Below are 16,368 nucleotides of genomic sequence, written 5' to 3'. Positions count from 1 at the left end.
TTTTCTCCAAAGAAACACCTTAGCGAAAACTGATATCACGGAACAACTATGGGATACGCTAACCAGACTTTCAGAAAAAAAATCCCTTTTCTCCAAAACTGGAGAAAGCCCCCTCCTGCTCTATGCCTACGGCTCCTACGGATACAGCATGGATGCCTATTTCTCCAGCAATCGCCTGAGCTTGCTTGATCGGGGATTTGTTTTTGCGATCGCACATATCCGAGGCGGCGAAGACCTCGGCAGGCATTGGTACGAGGATGGGAAGATGCTTCGCAAGCGCAATACCTTTACCGACTTCATCGCCTGCGCTGAGCATTTGATTACAAAAAACTACACTTCACCCAAGCATCTCTACGCCATGGGTGGAAGTGCAGGCGGATTGCTTGTGGGTGCGGCGATCAATCTACATCCGGAGCTGTTCAACGGGGCGATAGCAAATGTGCCTTTTGTGGACGTAGTTACCACGATGCTGGATGAAAGTATCCCGCTGACCACTGGAGAATTTCAGGAATGGGGCAATCCCAAAGACAAGGAATACTATGATTACATGCTTTCCTACTCGCCCTACGACAATATCGAAGCCAAAGCCTATCCAAATTTGCTCGTCACTTCCGGCCTTCACGATTCACAAGTCCAATACTGGGAACCTACCAAATGGGTAGCCAAGTTGCGTGAAATGAAAACAGATGATAACCTTTTACTATTGGAAACCAATATGGAAGCCGGTCATGGAGGGGCTTCCGGGAGATTTAACGCACTCAAAGAACTGGCTTTGGAATACGCTTTCTTGTTGATGCTGGAGAAAAAGGACGAATATTCAAGTTAATATAATGATGTTAATAAAACTCAGCCACAGGATGGAAATGCGAATTTTTCATAACTTTGGTTTAAACCTATTATCACCTAATTCATGAAAATTGCCCTAATCTCCCATGATGGTAAAAAGGCCGACATGGTTCACTTTTTAAGTGGCTTCCGCGAAGCGCTCCACCGAGTTGATATCGAGCTGGTTGCGACCGGCACCACAGGTTCCCATATCGAAAGAGCCGGATTTGAAGTAGAGCGTCTACTCTCCGGCCCACTGGGCGGTGACGCACAAATTGCAGCGATGGCCGCCGAGAAAAAGCTGGCCGCTGTGATCTTCTTTCGCGACCCGCTTGACAAACATCCACACGAACCGGATGTGCAGATGCTAATGCGGATCTGTGATGTACACAATATCCCCTTGGCCACCAACCCTGCCTCCGCGGCACTTATGTTCAAAGCCTTAACTCAATCCTAAACATGGAAGCCAAAACCATAAAAAAAATCGGTGTACTTACTTCAGGCGGCGATGCCCCCGGAATGAACGCTGCCATTCGCGCAGTCGTCAGAACCGGTTTTTACTATAATCTAGAGATGTATGGAATCTATCGCGGGTACGAAGGCATGATCCAAAACGATATCAAAAAGCTTGACTCCAAAAACATCACCCATGTGTTGGAGCGAGGCGGAACCTTCCTCAAATCCGCTAGAAGTGAGGGGTTTCGTACCGAAGGTGGTAGGAAAAAAGCATACGAAAACCTTAAAAACCACGGTATCGACGCACTTGTCGTCGTCGGCGGTGACGGTTCCTTGACTGGAGCTCACCTATTTTATCAAGAATATGGTATCCCCTCCATAGGTCTTCCTGGCACCATTGACAATGACCTTTCGGGTACCGACTCCACCATCGGTTTTGATACTGCCTGCAACACCGCCATCGAGGCTATTGACAAAATCCGAGATACTGCTACCTCCCACGACCGCTTGTTCTTTGTGGAAGTGATGGGTCGTGACGCCGGATTTATTGCAATCAATGCCGGAATCGGCAGCGCGGCGGCGGCCATATTGATTCCAGAAAACAAAACCCCGATCGAAAGTCTTGTAGAAAAACTCAAGTCCAGATCCAAAGCAATGAAGACATCAAACATCGTCATCGTGGCCGAGGGCGGCAAAAGTGGGTCGGCTCAGGAGATTGCTGACAAAGTGCAGAAATTCCTCCCTTATTACGACATCAAAGTCACTATCCTCGGGCACCTGCAGCGCGGCGGTGCACCGACGTCGTTTGATCGATTACTCGCATCCAAACTTGGCGTAGCAGCTGTGGAAGGCCTAATGCAAGGAAAATATGACGTAATGGCTGGAATGATCAACCACAAAGTCGTGTATACCCCGATCGTCAAAGCCATTGTCGATGACAAGGCTGTGGACGAAGAAGATCTCCGAGTGGCAAACATCTTGTCCACCTAATCAACCTGACCCGAAGCGTATCCTTCGGGTCTTTTGTTATATTCTTATTCAAATGAAAGGAAGACAAATCCGTCATTCAAAAGATGTTGGGGAGACAAATTTCCGGAGGTAAATTAGAAATGCCTAGAAGCAACGAAATGAAAAAACTAGTGGTATTAACAGGGGCCGGAGTCTCTGCGGAAAGTGGCATTAGGACATTTAGAGACAGCAACGGGCTTTGGGGAAACCACGATATCATGGAAGTAGCGTCCGCAGAAGGCTGGCGCAAAAACCGGGACCTCGTCCAGAATTTTTACAATCAGCGCAGAAAACACGCCCGCGATTGCCAACCCAATGACGCACATTTGACATTGGCTAGGCTGGAAAGCCATTTTGACGTTCAGATCATCACCCAAAATATCGACGATCTCCATGAGCGAGCCGGCTCCAGTCGTGTTCTTCACCTTCACGGGGAACTGACCAAAGCGCAAAGTTCCATCGATCCCAGGCTGATCTATCCCTTGGATCATTGGGAAATTAAAACAGGTGACAAATGTGAAAAAGGTAGTCAACTTCGTCCTCACATTGTTTGGTTTGGCGAAGATGTACCGATGATGCTGCCGGCAATGGATCTAGCCCAGCGTGCCGAAATTTTCCTGGTTTTGGGAACTTCGATGCAAGTCTACCCCGCCGCGAGTTTGATAGACTATGTTCCACAGACTGCAAAAAAATTTCTGATCGATCCGCAAGTCCCTGATTTTAGACTGGGAAACGACGTCATCGTAATTCAGGAATCAGCAACCGTAGGGATGAAAATACTGGAAAAGATTCTGCTTGAATCCTAATTTATACATAAAGGAAGGCCTCTTCTTTTTCGGCCGCTTTTGGATTTTTTCTTTTACCTTAAGACACTGATTGACAGAAATCACAGGGTTTTCATTGAACATTCACCAATCAACATGAAAACTCCAGCCCCTAAGAATTGTCGACAAGTTTCTAATCTATTACCCAAACAACCATGAAGACTTTAGATGCTAGACCCCGCTTCTATCCAGCTGGCATCGCTAGTCCAAATTCTACGGCAGCATCAGTATGAAGTGGAAAATCAAATATTCCATTTTGGGTCTTGCATTTTGGTTCCTGCTTTTTCTGACTTGGGAATGGTGGAGCAGCTACCCAAGGGTCAGGCTGACGCCAGTGTCCCATCCAAAGTCAAGAGAGGCTAGGGTTGATTCCATTCTGATCCAAAGTCTGAGTGATTTTCTAATTCCCGGCGTTGCGGTAGGAATAGTAGAGAATGAGAAAATAATCTATCTAAAAGCATTCGGCTATGAAAACCTTGCGACCAAAGACAGCCTTTCACTTCAAAGTCCTTTGCCGGTAGCTTCAGTTTCTAAGATTTTCACTGCCCTGAGTCTTTCTAGATATGCCCTGGAAAACGGCATAGAGCAAGATACGATCCTCAATGCAATCCTGCCGAGGGGTAAAAAATTGCCAGAAGAATTCAACTGGATCTCTCTCCGAGACTTGCTGACACACCAGTCTGGAATAACCGTTCAACGCAACCTAAAAACCCTGCTCATCTCATCTGATAAACGCAAGCTGAACCTGCTGCCCTATCACCTAAGTTCGCCAGATTTGAATGATAAAACCTACCACTATGCAGACGTAAATTTTGACTTGATTGGCTATGCATTGGAAACCAGCTCAGGCCAACCCTTTGACAGCCTTATAAAAGAAAACACATTAGATGCGGCAGGCATGTTCCAAAGTCATTTTCTCACCGAAGAACACTCCGACACTGCTTCCTTTGCCGGCTACAAACAAACGGTTATATGGAAGAGAATCCAATCTACAAAGTTGAAAATCGAACGCTATCCTTCTCCTTCTTCTGGCTTGGTAGTCACTGCCGAGGAGCTTTCCAAGGCTTTGCTTCATCTATGCCGAGGCAGTATGGGAACGTTCAGCAGAGAACTGAATTGGCTACAGGGGAACACGGAAATGCCGGCAGGATTTCAGCAAATCACCATCGGCAATACTCAGTTTATTGGTCATTTTGGTGAGCAAGACGGGTTTAGCGCTATCCTCATCTATTCACCCAGCCAAGAAATCGGGCTTTTTATCCTGGCCAATTCTCGTGATAAGCCAGACTTTCGCAGACAAATCTCTGCGGGAATTCTCAAGGTAGTCTCTCCGTAAACACCCAATGAAGCACTCTTTCCCCCATCCTTTAGTCATTTTGCTGAGCATAGTAGTAGTGGCTGCGGTATCGACTTTTATCATTCCATCCGGGGCTTTTGATCGGATTTTGGATGAAAAAACCGGCAGAGAAGTCGTCGTCCCTGGAAGCTTCCATTCGACCGAAGACCGAAACATCAGTTTCTACGACACTGTTCTATCTATACCCGAGGGCATTATCGCCGGAGCAGACATTATTGTATTGATACTATTGATCGGCGGAGCGTTCTATGTGATCGAAAAAACCGGTGCACTGCAGCTGGGCATCGAGGCATTGGTGTACCGCTTTCGAAACAGCCAATCCGCTTTGTTGATCATTTTCAGTAGTTTCTTCTTTTTGGGAGGAATTAGTTTTGGCATGCAGGAAGAGGTGATCGCAATGGTACCGATCCTGATTTTGCTGTCCAAAAGGATCAATTTTGACATTCGGGCTATGATTTCCCTATCCTTGGGATCAGCTTTGGTCGGTGGTTCTTTTTCTCCGATCAATCCCTTTGGAAGTCTGCTGGCGCAAAATATTTCCAATGTAGACTTTGAGGAGGGATTTGCGTATCGTATCGTATTCACCGTCTTGGCATTTATTGTTTGGACAGGTTTCCATATCCACTGGGGCAAATCCAACGTTCTCAATTCCGAAAAACCCGAATTCAAACCGGTCAAAATCTCGAAATCAAACGGTTTGATTTTGGCCTTGGTCGCAGCTGGCATGGTCATTATGCCTTGGGGAATTCTCCAAAGGGACTGGGGATACAACGAAATGTCTGCCCTGTTTTTTGTGATCGGAATCTGTTGCGGATTGATCGGAAAACTAGGAGTAAACGGGACGGCCAGAGCTTATTCCCAGGGGTTTTCAGAATTGATTTTCGCGGGAATCATCGTCGGACTGGCCCGCAGTGTCTATCTGATCTTGGAACAGGCTCAGGTTATCGACACGCTGATTCAAGGAATGTTTTCACCCTTGGAAACGATGCCAACCGCGTTTGCTACCGTTGGAATTTTCGTAAGTCAGATACTTATACACGGCATCGTCCCGAGTACTTCCGGTCAGGCCGTGTTGACCATTCCACTGGCGACACCGTTGACCGATCTGCTGGGCGTCTCGCGCCAAGTTGCAGTGTTGACTTACCAGTATGGGGGCTGTTTGACAGATCTGATTATTCCGAACAATGGCGCGCTCATGGCCGTCATCGCAGCGGCGAGTGTAGCATACAACGAGTGGATCAGCTATGTATGGAAAAGCTTCCTACTCGTTTTGGGAATCGGTTTGATCTCATCCATTCTTGCCTTATTTTGGTTCGCTTAACCAAAACCCATTCCCATAACCTATGCACATCAACGACCACAACCCACTGCCCTCCTATCTACCAGCAGCAGATCGCTACGATCAGATGAAGTACCGCAACTGCGGAAAAAGCGGGCTGAAACTTCCTGAGATCAGTCTTGGCCTTTGGCACAATTTCGGCCACAACGCCGATCTGACTTTGGGCCGAAAAATCCTCCGAAGGGCTTTCGACCTCGGCATCTGCCACTTTGACCTCGCCAACAATTACGGCCCTCCTTTTGGCTCCGCAGAAGAAAACTTCGGCAGAATCCTACAAAAAGACTTTCTTCCATATCGGGACGAATTGCTGATTTCTTCCAAAGCAGGATGGGACATGTGGCCCGGCCCGTATGGAAATTTTGGCTCCAGAAAATACCTGATCGCCAGCTGCGACCAAAGCCTGAAGCGTATGGGACTGGACTATGTGGACGTCTTCTACCACCACAGACCCGACCCAAACACGCCGATGGAGGAAACCATGGGCGCGCTCGATCAACTGGTTCGCCAAGGAAAAGCCCTCTATGTAGGAATCTCTCAGTACAATGCTGAGGATACTGCAAAGGCCTATGGAATTCTAAAGTCATTAGGCACTCCGCTGCTCATTCACCAGCCGCGCTACAGCATGCTGGATCGCTGGGTAGAAAACGGTCTAATGGATATCTTGGGGGAAAAAGGAGTCGGAAGTATCGCTTTCTCTCCACTGGAGCAAGGAATGCTCACGGACAAATACCTCAAGGGAATTCCTGCTGACTCGCGCGCCGCCAAGGACGGTCGATACCTAAACGCTGGAAAACTGGCGCCAGAGAAACTGGAAATGGTCAGCAGATTGAACGACATCGCTTTGGAAAGAGGTCAAACCTTGGCCCAGATGGCGATAGCCTGGCTGCTGAAAGATCCTAGGATCACCTCAGTCTTGGTTGGAGTATCCAAGCCGGAGCAGTTGGACGACAATGTCACAGCAATAAAAAATACCGAATTCAGCATCGAGGAGGCCTCTCAGATTAAAACCATCTTGGGAGCATGAGGCCAATAAACTTTGATTGCAAAAGTCTTGATTTTGAAGGAATTCCTTCAAAATCAAGACTTTTTTGATCATTCGGCGCGAGGGCACATTTCAGCGGCAACGGACAGGGGGCTACATAAAAACGACTACCCAAGTCGGCTAAATCGCCATCATCCCTTAATTAAGCTACAAAAAAAAGAGGCCTCTTTCGAGTGCCTCTCCGCGAATAGCCAAACCGGACTACTATCTAACTACATTTTCTAGGGTTGCTAAATAAACCCATTTTTGATCTCTTGAGTTTAGGCCTTCGTTGACGGCCTTACGTTGCTCGGCAGTTTGGGTAAGGTCCTCGTAGGCCTGCGCATTGAAAAACTGCATATAGTCCTTATACATGTTCATGGTCAAATGTGTGGATTTGGCTTCTGAACCCTGCGGCAGGGCAGTTCTCAAAAAGCTCCAATGCCCCATCAATCCCTGCTCAATGCGTTTTTGGTGAATTGGCCTAAACACCTCGGTTTCGGCTTTTTCATAGGCTTCAAACTTGCCCTCCACGGCTTTCATCAGATCGAAAGAGGCCAATGCGCCGGGCCGAAACTGAAAGTTATCGTCCGTAGACACTATCTCCTTCATATACAGCCGCATCGGCATATCCCGGATGCTGAGGGATTGCTCAAAAAGTGTCGCTACTTGGCCTTCAGTCAAGTGCGGATAGGCGATTTTGGTATACTTCATCATGGCCGAATCATCCAGTCCATTCATCATCTTTACCGGATCGTCGTAGGTCGTCACCATGATGTACTGAAAATCTCCCTCGTCAGCACCATTTTGAAGTGACCAAAAATCCCAACCTTTGATCCGCTTGTCGTTAAGCGCCTGTCGGTACACTTTTTCCATCAGATCCTTGAACTCGATATAATCAAAAAGCTGGTCTTTCTCCACCTTGATGAACTCGAATACCATATATTGAGCTTGCTGGGCATTGAGAACTCCGGACCAAAGCATCCCACAGACCAAGAGCATTAATAGCTTTTTCATGTTAGATCGGATTTAGGGTTAGTTGTGTTTGGAATAATTTAAATAATTATTCTGTGAAAAATCAATTTTCAGAATAAAAACATTTCCTCACTCCACTTTTTCCACATAAACTTCATTTAGATAAAGTATCTAGAAAAATGAAATATTTCCAAAACACTAGTCAAAACCTTAGTATTTTAACAATCAAAACACAAAAACAATGAAAGGTCTATCAAGAAGAGAGTGGCTAAAAACAACTTCCATGGGGAGTGGATTGGCCCTGTTTGGAGGCGCGGGAATAGTTCCTTCCCTCAGTGCCGAGGAGATCAAGAAATACAATCCAAGACCTTTGGCCGGGCCAATCCGACTAGGTTCCAATGAAAATCCCTATGGCCCCTCCGAGGCTATGCGCAAGGCGATGACCGAGGCATTGGACGAGGGATGTCGCTATCCATGGAGTCACAATGGCCCTTTGGTCAAGATGATTGCAGAAAAAGAAGGAGTACCCCAAGACCACGTGGTATTAACAGCCGGCTCCATGGAGGGGCTGAAAGTGGCTGGAATTACCTTCGGCAAAGGCGGTGAAATCATCACCTGCGCGCCTACTTTCCTCTCGATGATGGAATACGCGGAGCTTTGGGGCACCGAAATCAACTGGGTTCCATTGAACAAAGACCTGGACTTTGACCTGGATGAAATCGAAACGAGGGTCAGCTACGAGACGAACTTGGTCTTCCTTTGCAACCCGAACAATCCCACCGGTAAGCTCCTACCCGCCGATCGTGTAATGGATTTCTGCGAAACCGTCAGCAAAAAAACGGTTGTTTTCAGCGATGAGGCCTACTACGACTACATCACCGAGCCCAACTATCCAAGCATGATTGAGTTGGTCAAAAAAGGGCACGACGTGATTGTCTCCCGCACGCTATCCAAAGTATATGGATTAGCTGGCATACGAATCGGCTATCTCATTGCGCGGCCAGACCTTGCAAAAAAACTCAGCGACCGCGTCGTCGCCAATACCAATATCATGGCGATTGAAGCGGGGAAAGCTGCCCTTGCCGACAAAGACTTTTACAAGTTTTCCCTTCAGAAAAATGCAGAAGCCAAAGCGCTGATCACTGCTACACTGGATGAACTGAAGTTGCCCTACCTGCAGTCCCACGCCAACTTTATATTTTTCCAAGCCGGAAGAGATGTCACAGCGCTAGGCAGAACGATGGCAGAAAAAGGCTACCTCGTTGGCCGTCCTTTCCCTCCATTGAACGACTGGTGCCGTATTTCCACCGGCACGATCGAAGAGATCATTGGCTACAATCAAGCCATCAAAGAAGTCCTAGGCTAATGATTGATCGTCACTTGATTTTGGAAAATGAGAAAGTTCTGCTGCGGCCAATGACTCGAGAAGATCTAATCGATCTTGCGAAAATTTCGACCGACCCGCAGATGTGGATCTATTTCACCTACGATCTCAGCGTGCCTGAGGAGCTTGGAAAATGGGCTGAGCCGCATTTTGTGCAGGAGCGACTGCAATTTGTCGTGGTGGACAAAGCCAGCGGACGCCCAGCCGGAGCTACGGCATTCGGGAATTATTCGGCCCGAGACGAGCGAATCGAGATCGGATGGACTTGGCTGGGAAAAGCTTTCCAAGGCACGGGAATCAATCAGGCCATGAAAAAACTGATGTTGGACTACTGCTTCGGGGAGCTGAAATTGAAACGGGTCGAGATTAAAACCGATGTCCTTAATATGCCGGCACGGATGGCACTTTTGAAATTGGGTGCGGTAGAAGAAGGCGTGCTAAGAAGCCACACCCTCCTGACCCACGGACGAAGAAGAGACACAATTTATTATAGTGTGATCGCCGGAGAATGGGAGGTTGGGAAGTGATCAGTTTTCCGGTATTCCAGTTCGACCGTAGGGAAAAATCCTATAACCTAGAGTCGCAAAGATTTTGCGATCGTGAGAGAAGACCGACACGCCACATCTAAATTATCTGTCTGTGAGCGTCGAAAAAACCCGAATCTGATCCATTTCCAGCTGATGAATATACTGCCGCAGGATGTAAAACGTCTCGGGAACTCTTGGAACAACCTCCAATTTCCCAGGATCCGGAAAATCTTCGCATTTCAGATAGGCATACCGGCTGAGCATCCCTCCTTCAAAATAACAGAAGGCATTCTCGCCCTCCGCTCTTCCCGGTAGACTCAGCATCAGGTTCTTTTTGGATTCATAAATCAATGTCAAAAATTCCTCGACCCGCGCATTGTAGGCATCGGGCAGTTCTGAAGACTTACAGGCGCCTAGGCAGGTATCGTCCTGAACCACTTCACAGGTCACCTTTCGCAGCCCGCAAAGCTTTTGACAAAGGCGATAACTTTCAATGCCTGATTTCAAAAACTGATTGGCTTCCTCTGCGGAAAAAAAGGTTTCCAGAGGCCGCAGGTTTTTGGTCACTTTCGCTACCTGAAATCTGAAATAGCCCGACCCATCCTGATAATGAAAAAGGCCCCAAAGCGATTTCGGTAATTTGAGCGCCGAATTGAATTTGGGCCAAAGCCGTTTGATCTCCAAGGTCTCCACCAGCAATGCCATCACCTCCGAGCCAGTCAACTGCCACTGTAGATCCGTCACTTCTGCCTTAAGCTGTTGCTTGAGCTGAGGCAAAACCCCGCCCGAAAAGTGCCCCTTGAATCGATCCCGAATATTCAGCGCTTTCCCCACATAGACCACTTTACCTTTCCCGTTGATCATGTAATACACGCCACAGGACTCGGGGATTTGACGAAATTTAGCCAGTGAAAAATTAGGCGGAAGGAAGGCCTCTCCGGAGTTTTTCTTCAAGGAAGAAAAGACCACATCCTGCGATCCTTTGATGATCCGATCAAAAAGTATAGCAGTGGCCTTGGCGTCACCCATGGCTCGGTGTCTTGCTAGGATCGGAATTTTCTGGTTTTCACAGATACGTCCCAAACTATAAGAAGTTAATCCTGGAAATGCCTTTCGGGAAAGCCGTACCGTACAGAGTTTTTGGGGTTTAAATTCCCTTCCAAGCTTCAGAAATGCCTCTTTGATAAATCCATAGTCGAAATTGACCGAATGAGCAACAAATACTTTTCCATCCAAAAGCTCCCAAAGCTCTTCCTCGATTTCCTGAAAAGCAGGAGCATCGCGCACCATACTGTTGTCGATACCGGTCAGGCCGGTGATATAGGGTGGGATAGACTGACCTGGATTGATCAAGGTCTGAAACTCGCGGGTGATTGCCTCCCCGTCGTGGATCACCACGGCGATCTCCGTGATCCCTCCGCCAGCAGGTGAACCTCCGGTAGTTTCTATATCGACGATGGCAAACTCCATGCTTTAAAGGTAAGGCTTATGCCTAGGATAAAGGAAGTCGCGACGGAAAATGACGGACAGGCTTTCGGAAAGAAAATCAAGACTGGACCTCAGCACCCAGGATTAATAAAGTCACCGACCACTTACGACTCTTACCTTTTAATACATACAAAAAGTTCTTTGTCTTGGTTCTGGCGCATGGCTAACCGCCGCTTTTGCAATAAGCCTCGATCAGTTTTTCAGCGCAGCGTTCTCCATCCATAGCAGCAGAAACAATCCCACCAGCATAGCCGGCTCCTTCACCACAGGGATAGAGTCGCTTGATCTGTGGATGCTCGAAGGTTTCCCGGTCTCGCGGTACTCTCACCGGAGAGGAAGTACGGCTTTCTACGCCGATCAATTGGGCCTCATTGGTGAGGTAGCCTTTCATCTTTTGTCCAAAAGCCTTGAAAGCCATCGCAAGCCTCGCCGAGATAAAATCAGGAAGCACTTCCCGCATCTCGACTGACTCCAGGCCCGGCTGGTACGACGTATCCAATAAGGAGGAGCTGGTCTTTCGATTGACAAAATCCACCATCCGCTGAGCGGGTGCCGCTTGGGTTTTTCCGCCAAAGTCCCAAGCTTTCCTTTCCACGTCAGCCTGAAAATACATCGATGCCAAGGCCCCATACTTTTGGTATTCGGGCAAATCCTCCAGCTCCACAGACACCACAATCCCCGAATTGGCGAACTTGCTATCCCGACGGCTAGGACTCATGCCATTGACGACAAGCTCTCCGGGAGCCGTCGCAGCGGGTACGATAAATCCCCCCGGACACATGCAAAAACTAAACACGCCGCGTTGCTTACCTTTGAATTCAGTCTGCTGAACCAGAGAATAAGCCGACGCCGGCAAATAGGGTCCTCGATCCATTTCGCAGTGATATTGAATCCTGTCGATCAGATTCTGACCATGCTCGATCCTGACACCCAAGGCAAAAGGTTTGGCTTCGATCAAAACTTTCCTTCTATCTAATAGGTGAAAAATATCCCTTGCGGAATGGCCGGTTGCGAGGATTACACCGAGCCCTTTGATTCGTTCACCAAGCTGGGTAACCACCCCTTTGATCTCCGCTCCCTCTATAATCAAGTCATCAACCCGGGTTTCAAAAAGGATCTCTCCTCCTGATTCCAGCACGGTTTCGCGAAGTTTGGAAACCAACAAAGGCAATTTATTGGTGCCGATATGGGGATGCGCATCCACCAAAATCTCTTCGGTAGCTCCGTGAGCGACGAAAATTTCCATGATGCGTCGGATATCCCCGCGCTTCTTGGAGCGCGTGTAGAGCTTGCCATCAGAATAGGTACCGGCTCCGCCCTCTCCAAAGCAATAATTAGAATCGGGATTCACAATCCCGTCCTTATTAATAGCAGCCAAATCCCGCCTTCTGGTCCTCACATCTTTTCCGCGTTCGATCACGATCGGCTTAATTCCGAGTTCTACAGCCCTCAGCGCCGCAAAAAGACCCGCCGGTCCAGCCCCGACGATGATAACGGGATCGGAATTTCTAACGTTCTGATAGCTTGGAAAGTGATCCAGCATTGATCCTGGATTTTCATTCAGGAAGATTTCAGCTTCGACATTGACAATTACTTTCCTACCTCTGGCATCAATGGATCTCTTGATTTGGCGGGTGAAAGCATTGGGTGTGTCGAGCGAAATACCTGCCTTTTTCAGGACGGTTTGCTTAAAAATCTGAGGATCGTAAGCCTCCTCCGGGCTCAACTGAAGGGTGAGAGTCTTTTTCATGGTAAGGTGTTTATCCTTAAATCTGCGCAAAGGTACAAAGCGCAACCAAAGGAATCAGGAAAAACTCAGGCCTCATTGACATTTTGCTCAGGTCGCTTTCAGAGATTTGTAAACAAAATCATCGACTTTATAAAACCAGCCAATTTTCCTTCAAAGCAAATCTTCGCGTAAGCGACTTTGCCAGCAGCTACCTCTACCAGTCCTCGTAACTTCAATAAAAATACAGTTTCGGACTTCGGTCACCTTTACCGAGCAAAGCCGAAATATCGTTCCTTAACGACCCACGGAGAACAGATAACCCAATAGATTAAGAAAATTGGTTTTCAGGCATATTTCCGTATGAGAAGAAAAAATTGAATCTCACGGGCTCTAGTGGTTCGACTTCATGTCAAAATATTAATACACCACCCATCACTTTCTGCAACTTTGTTTCAAAAACTTTGGTAATATCAAAAAGCTCATTCTATTTTTGCAACCGTGTTACACAAAGCTTCTTTCGGTCTAGTCGTTTTTTTCTCCCTCCTAGGATTCCAAACTGCCTTTGCGCAAAGTTGTAATCTTGTCTTTCGGGGAAAAATTCTCCATTTGGAAAATGACGATGCGATTGAGGCGGCTTATGTTTGGGTCTTAGAAACAAGAACCGGCGCAGTCTCCGATCAGAATGGAAACTTCGTAGTCCGTGATCTTTGCCCAGGTACGTATACCGTGACAGTCCAGTTTCTGGGGCACAAAGAGATCCGGCAGACTATCAACCTCACCGGCAATTCCACTGCGCAGACCTTCCGCATGGAGGAAGAATCGCTCAATCTGGGCGGCGTAGAAGTTCACGGGCATCGGGAACTTGTGCAAACAACCACCGCAGTCACCTCACTTTACGGTGACGCCATCCTGCAAACCCGCGGCTCAAGTCTCGGCGAAAGCCTCAAACAGGTAGCAGGAGTCACGAGCTTTTCCACCGGAAGTACCATCTCCAAGCCCGTCATTCACGGCATGCACAGCAACCGGATCATGATCCTAAACAACGGCATCCGCCTCGAAGGCCAACAATGGGGAGCCGAGCACGCGCCGGAGATCGACCCATTCCTAGCCGATGAGATTACGGTAATTAAAGGAGCGGAAACCGTCAGATTCGGTCCTGAGGCCATGGGTGGCGTCATATTGGTCACTCCTCCTGCACTCCCTACTTCCAAAAAAAGTCTGACCGAATTTCACCTTATCGGTGCCTCCAACAGCTTTATGGGAAATGTCTCTGCTTCTCACATGGGCGGTTCGGATAAGATCAAAGGCTTGGGGTACCGTGTACAGGGCTCTGCCAAAAGAGCCGGATATGTCAAGTCTCCGAATTACTATCAGGCGAACACAGGGATGGCTGAAATCAACTTTTCCGGGTCCGTCGGGTACAGTTCGGAAAAGCTGGGTGTAGAGACCTACTACAGTTTTTTCAACACCGAGATCGGAATCTTAAGAGATTCCCACACAGGCAACCTGTCTGATCTGATTGATATCATCAACAACGGCGAGCCGTTTATCAAGCCGGATTTCTCCTATGAAATCGACAACCCCAAACAGAATGTCACGCATCATTTGGCCAAGGTCAAGTCACACTATCATTTCAATCCCAACTGGAAACTCAATTTCCAATACGGCTTCCAGTTCAACAACCGACAGGAATATGACCGGAGAAGAGGGGAACTGAATACCAAGCCTAGCCTCGATCTGGAGCTGTATACCAATACGTTTGACCTTTTTCTAGATCACAATCTCAAAGCAAACTGGACGGGATCTTTTGGTTTGAACGTGATTCAGCAAGCCAACAGCAACGTGCCCGGAACTGGTGTCACGCCGCTGATTCCCAACTATGACATGTTCAACGGCGGGATTTATGCTTTGGAAAAGTATCTCAAAGGCCCGCTTGAACTGGAGGGAGGACTCAGGTTTGACTACCGAACATTGTATGCTGCACGGTATGTCGGCGAGGAACTCCAAACCTCCGATCTGGACTATCAGAGTTTCTCGGCTTTTCTTGGAGGACTGTACCAATTGAGTCCCTACTTTGCTTTTACCAGTAACCTCGGCACCGCCTGGCGACCCCCCAATGTCAATGAGCTTTTCAGTCAGGGACTTCATCACGGTGCCGCGGCTGTTGAGATCGGCGACCCGAATTTGGTTCCGGAGAAATCCTTGAAGTGGGTGAATGGACTCGAATTTGAGCACCAAAAAGCAATTGTTGAAATCACCGCCTATGCCAATCAGATTAACAACTACATCTACCTCAACCCCACGGGCGAGACTTTCACTTCGCTGAGAGGCACCTTCAATGTCTACGAATACCTGCAGGCCGACGCATTTTTCTACGGCTTTGACCTATCAGGCAGTTATAATTTCACCAACCGGGCCAGTGGCTATCTGAAGGGTTCTATCATCCGGGCTAAAAACGTCGAGGAAGACAACTACTTCCCTTTTATCCCGTCGGACAGGATGGATTGGGGCGTTTCTTTTTCTCTGGGGAAAAAGGAAAATCTCGACTCAGATCGCATCACGCTAAGCAATGTGCTCGTGGCGCAGCAAAAGCGGGAACCTGATTTTGACCTCGCCCCTGCCCCTCCAGGCTATGCGCTCTTCAACTTTGGCTACCAAAAGAAGCTCGAGCTAGGCAATAACAAGTTCAACATCGGTGTCCAAGTGACCAATATTTTCAACACCGAATACAAGGAATACATGAACCGCTTTCGCTATTTCACAGCGGACATGGGACGAAACATTTTATTGAAACTTAATTATCAATTTTAAACTATATCCAACATGAACACTTTCCACAAACTACCACTCTTGCTTTTCACCACTCTTGCGATCACATTTTCGTCCTGCGAAAGCGATGATCCTGTCGCGGAAAACGACGGCGAACTGATCACAGACGTAACCTTGAATTTTCAAGAACTGGATGCCAGCGGAAGCCCTGTCGGTACTCCTTTTTCTGCCAAAGCAAGCGATCCAGAAGGAATCGAAACCGGCGGTTCGCCCACCATTGAGACTGTAAACCTGCAAAAAGGCAAAAAGTATCTCATGATGATCGAGGTGGCGAACTCAATCGCCGGAGAAGATATCACCGAGGAAATCCTGGAAGAAAGCGACGAGCACCAATTCTATTTCCTTGGCACCGCCTTCACCGGTAATATCCTAGCGATCGCTTATGATGACCCAAGCGGAGAACTGATCGGTTTGCAGACCGAGCTGACGGTCTCCTCCTCTCCAGGCACTAACAATACGCTGATGCAGATCGTCCTCAGACATGATCTAGACAAAAGCTATCCGGGAGCTACGAATCCCAACTTCTCTACTTACGAGCAGGCTGGTGGAGAAACTGATTTGGACATCACCTTTCCGGTGGTCATCAACAATTGATTGAAATCCAGC

Annotated in this window: 14 protein-coding genes; 11 read left to right on the top strand and 3 right to left on the bottom strand. The window is 47.9% G+C overall.

Going from position 1 to position 16,368, the window contains the following annotated elements:
* From ABD031_RS22340 to mgrA, 7 genes are all read left to right on the top strand, one after another.
* On the top strand, window positions 1–826 hold an 826-nt coding region (locus ABD031_RS22340; protein WP_343855285.1), incomplete at its 5' end, for a prolyl oligopeptidase family serine peptidase.
* Window positions 827–910: 84 nt separating this feature from the next.
* Window positions 911–1,282: a methylglyoxal synthase gene (locus ABD031_RS22335; protein WP_343855284.1), complete on the top strand. Its 372-nt coding sequence runs from the start codon at window positions 911–913 to the stop codon at window positions 1,280–1,282.
* Between the two features lie 2 nt (window positions 1,283–1,284).
* Window positions 1,285–2,271 (top strand): 6-phosphofructokinase, encoded by a 987-nt coding sequence (gene pfkA / locus ABD031_RS22330; RefSeq protein ID WP_343855282.1) that lies wholly within the window; start codon window positions 1,285–1,287, stop codon window positions 2,269–2,271.
* 137 nt (window positions 2,272–2,408) lie between these two features.
* Window positions 2,409–3,095: an SIR2 family NAD-dependent protein deacylase gene (locus ABD031_RS22325; RefSeq protein ID WP_343855281.1), complete on the top strand. Its 687-nt coding sequence runs from the start codon at window positions 2,409–2,411 to the stop codon at window positions 3,093–3,095.
* A gap of 247 nt (window positions 3,096–3,342) precedes the next feature.
* Window positions 3,343–4,449: a serine hydrolase domain-containing protein gene (locus tag ABD031_RS22320; protein ID WP_343855279.1), complete on the top strand. Its 1,107-nt coding sequence runs from the start codon at window positions 3,343–3,345 to the stop codon at window positions 4,447–4,449.
* A 7-nt stretch (window positions 4,450–4,456) separates the two neighbouring features.
* On the top strand, window positions 4,457–5,791 hold the full coding sequence (locus ABD031_RS22315; RefSeq protein WP_343855276.1) for a YfcC family protein: 1,335 nt from the start codon (window positions 4,457–4,459) through the stop codon (window positions 5,789–5,791).
* 22 nt (window positions 5,792–5,813) lie between these two features.
* Window positions 5,814–6,833, top strand: a complete 1,020-nt coding sequence (mgrA, locus tag ABD031_RS22310; RefSeq protein WP_343855275.1) for an L-glyceraldehyde 3-phosphate reductase — start codon at window positions 5,814–5,816, stop codon at window positions 6,831–6,833.
* A gap of 222 nt (window positions 6,834–7,055) precedes the next feature.
* On the opposite strand, the gene ABD031_RS22305 is transcribed toward mgrA, so the two are convergent.
* A complete protein-coding gene (locus tag ABD031_RS22305; protein WP_343855274.1) occupies window positions 7,056–7,847 on the bottom strand; it encodes a hypothetical protein in 792 nt (263 codons plus the stop codon).
* Between the two features lie 199 nt (window positions 7,848–8,046).
* Here ABD031_RS22305 and ABD031_RS22300 point away from each other — a divergent pair, with 199 nt between their 5' ends.
* Together ABD031_RS22300 and ABD031_RS22295 are read left to right on the top strand one after the other, a co-directional pair.
* Window positions 8,047–9,171 carry a pyridoxal phosphate-dependent aminotransferase gene (locus tag ABD031_RS22300; protein ID WP_343855273.1) on the top strand — a complete coding sequence of 375 codons (1,125 nt, stop codon included), beginning with the start codon at window positions 8,047–8,049 and terminating at the stop codon, window positions 9,169–9,171.
* Window positions 9,171–9,716: a GNAT family N-acetyltransferase gene (locus ABD031_RS22295; RefSeq protein WP_343855271.1), complete on the top strand. Its 546-nt coding sequence runs from the start codon at window positions 9,171–9,173 to the stop codon at window positions 9,714–9,716. The genes ABD031_RS22300 and ABD031_RS22295 overlap by 1 nt, the downstream gene beginning before the upstream one ends.
* A 102-nt stretch (window positions 9,717–9,818) precedes the next feature.
* Here the strand turns inward: ABD031_RS22295 and ABD031_RS22290 are convergent, their stop codons facing one another.
* Together ABD031_RS22290 and ABD031_RS22285 are read right to left on the bottom strand one after the other, a co-directional pair.
* The gene (locus ABD031_RS22290) at window positions 9,819–11,186 is read right to left on the bottom strand and encodes an exonuclease domain-containing protein (RefSeq protein ID WP_343855270.1); all 1,368 of its coding nucleotides are present in this window, start codon (window positions 11,184–11,186) and stop codon (window positions 9,819–9,821) included.
* Between the two features lie 181 nt (window positions 11,187–11,367).
* A complete protein-coding gene (locus ABD031_RS22285; RefSeq protein ID WP_343855269.1) occupies window positions 11,368–12,954 on the bottom strand; it encodes an NAD(P)/FAD-dependent oxidoreductase in 1,587 nt (528 codons plus the stop codon).
* Between the two features lie 477 nt (window positions 12,955–13,431).
* Here ABD031_RS22285 and ABD031_RS22280 point away from each other — a divergent pair, with 477 nt between their 5' ends.
* Window positions 13,432–15,744 (top strand): TonB-dependent receptor, encoded by a 2,313-nt coding sequence (locus tag ABD031_RS22280; protein ID WP_343855268.1) that lies wholly within the window; start codon window positions 13,432–13,434, stop codon window positions 15,742–15,744.
* 12 nt (window positions 15,745–15,756) lie between these two features.
* Window positions 15,757–16,356 (top strand): hypothetical protein, encoded by a 600-nt coding sequence (locus tag ABD031_RS22275; RefSeq protein WP_343855266.1) that lies wholly within the window; start codon window positions 15,757–15,759, stop codon window positions 16,354–16,356.
* Window positions 16,357–16,368 lie beyond the last annotated feature (12 nt).

This window comes from Algoriphagus jejuensis, from assembly GCF_039523455.1.
Taxonomy (GTDB): domain Bacteria; phylum Bacteroidota; class Bacteroidia; order Cytophagales; family Cyclobacteriaceae; genus Algoriphagus; species Algoriphagus jejuensis.
Note: the sequence above shows the minus strand (reverse complement) of the source record. Positions and strands in the feature narration are given on the sequence as shown.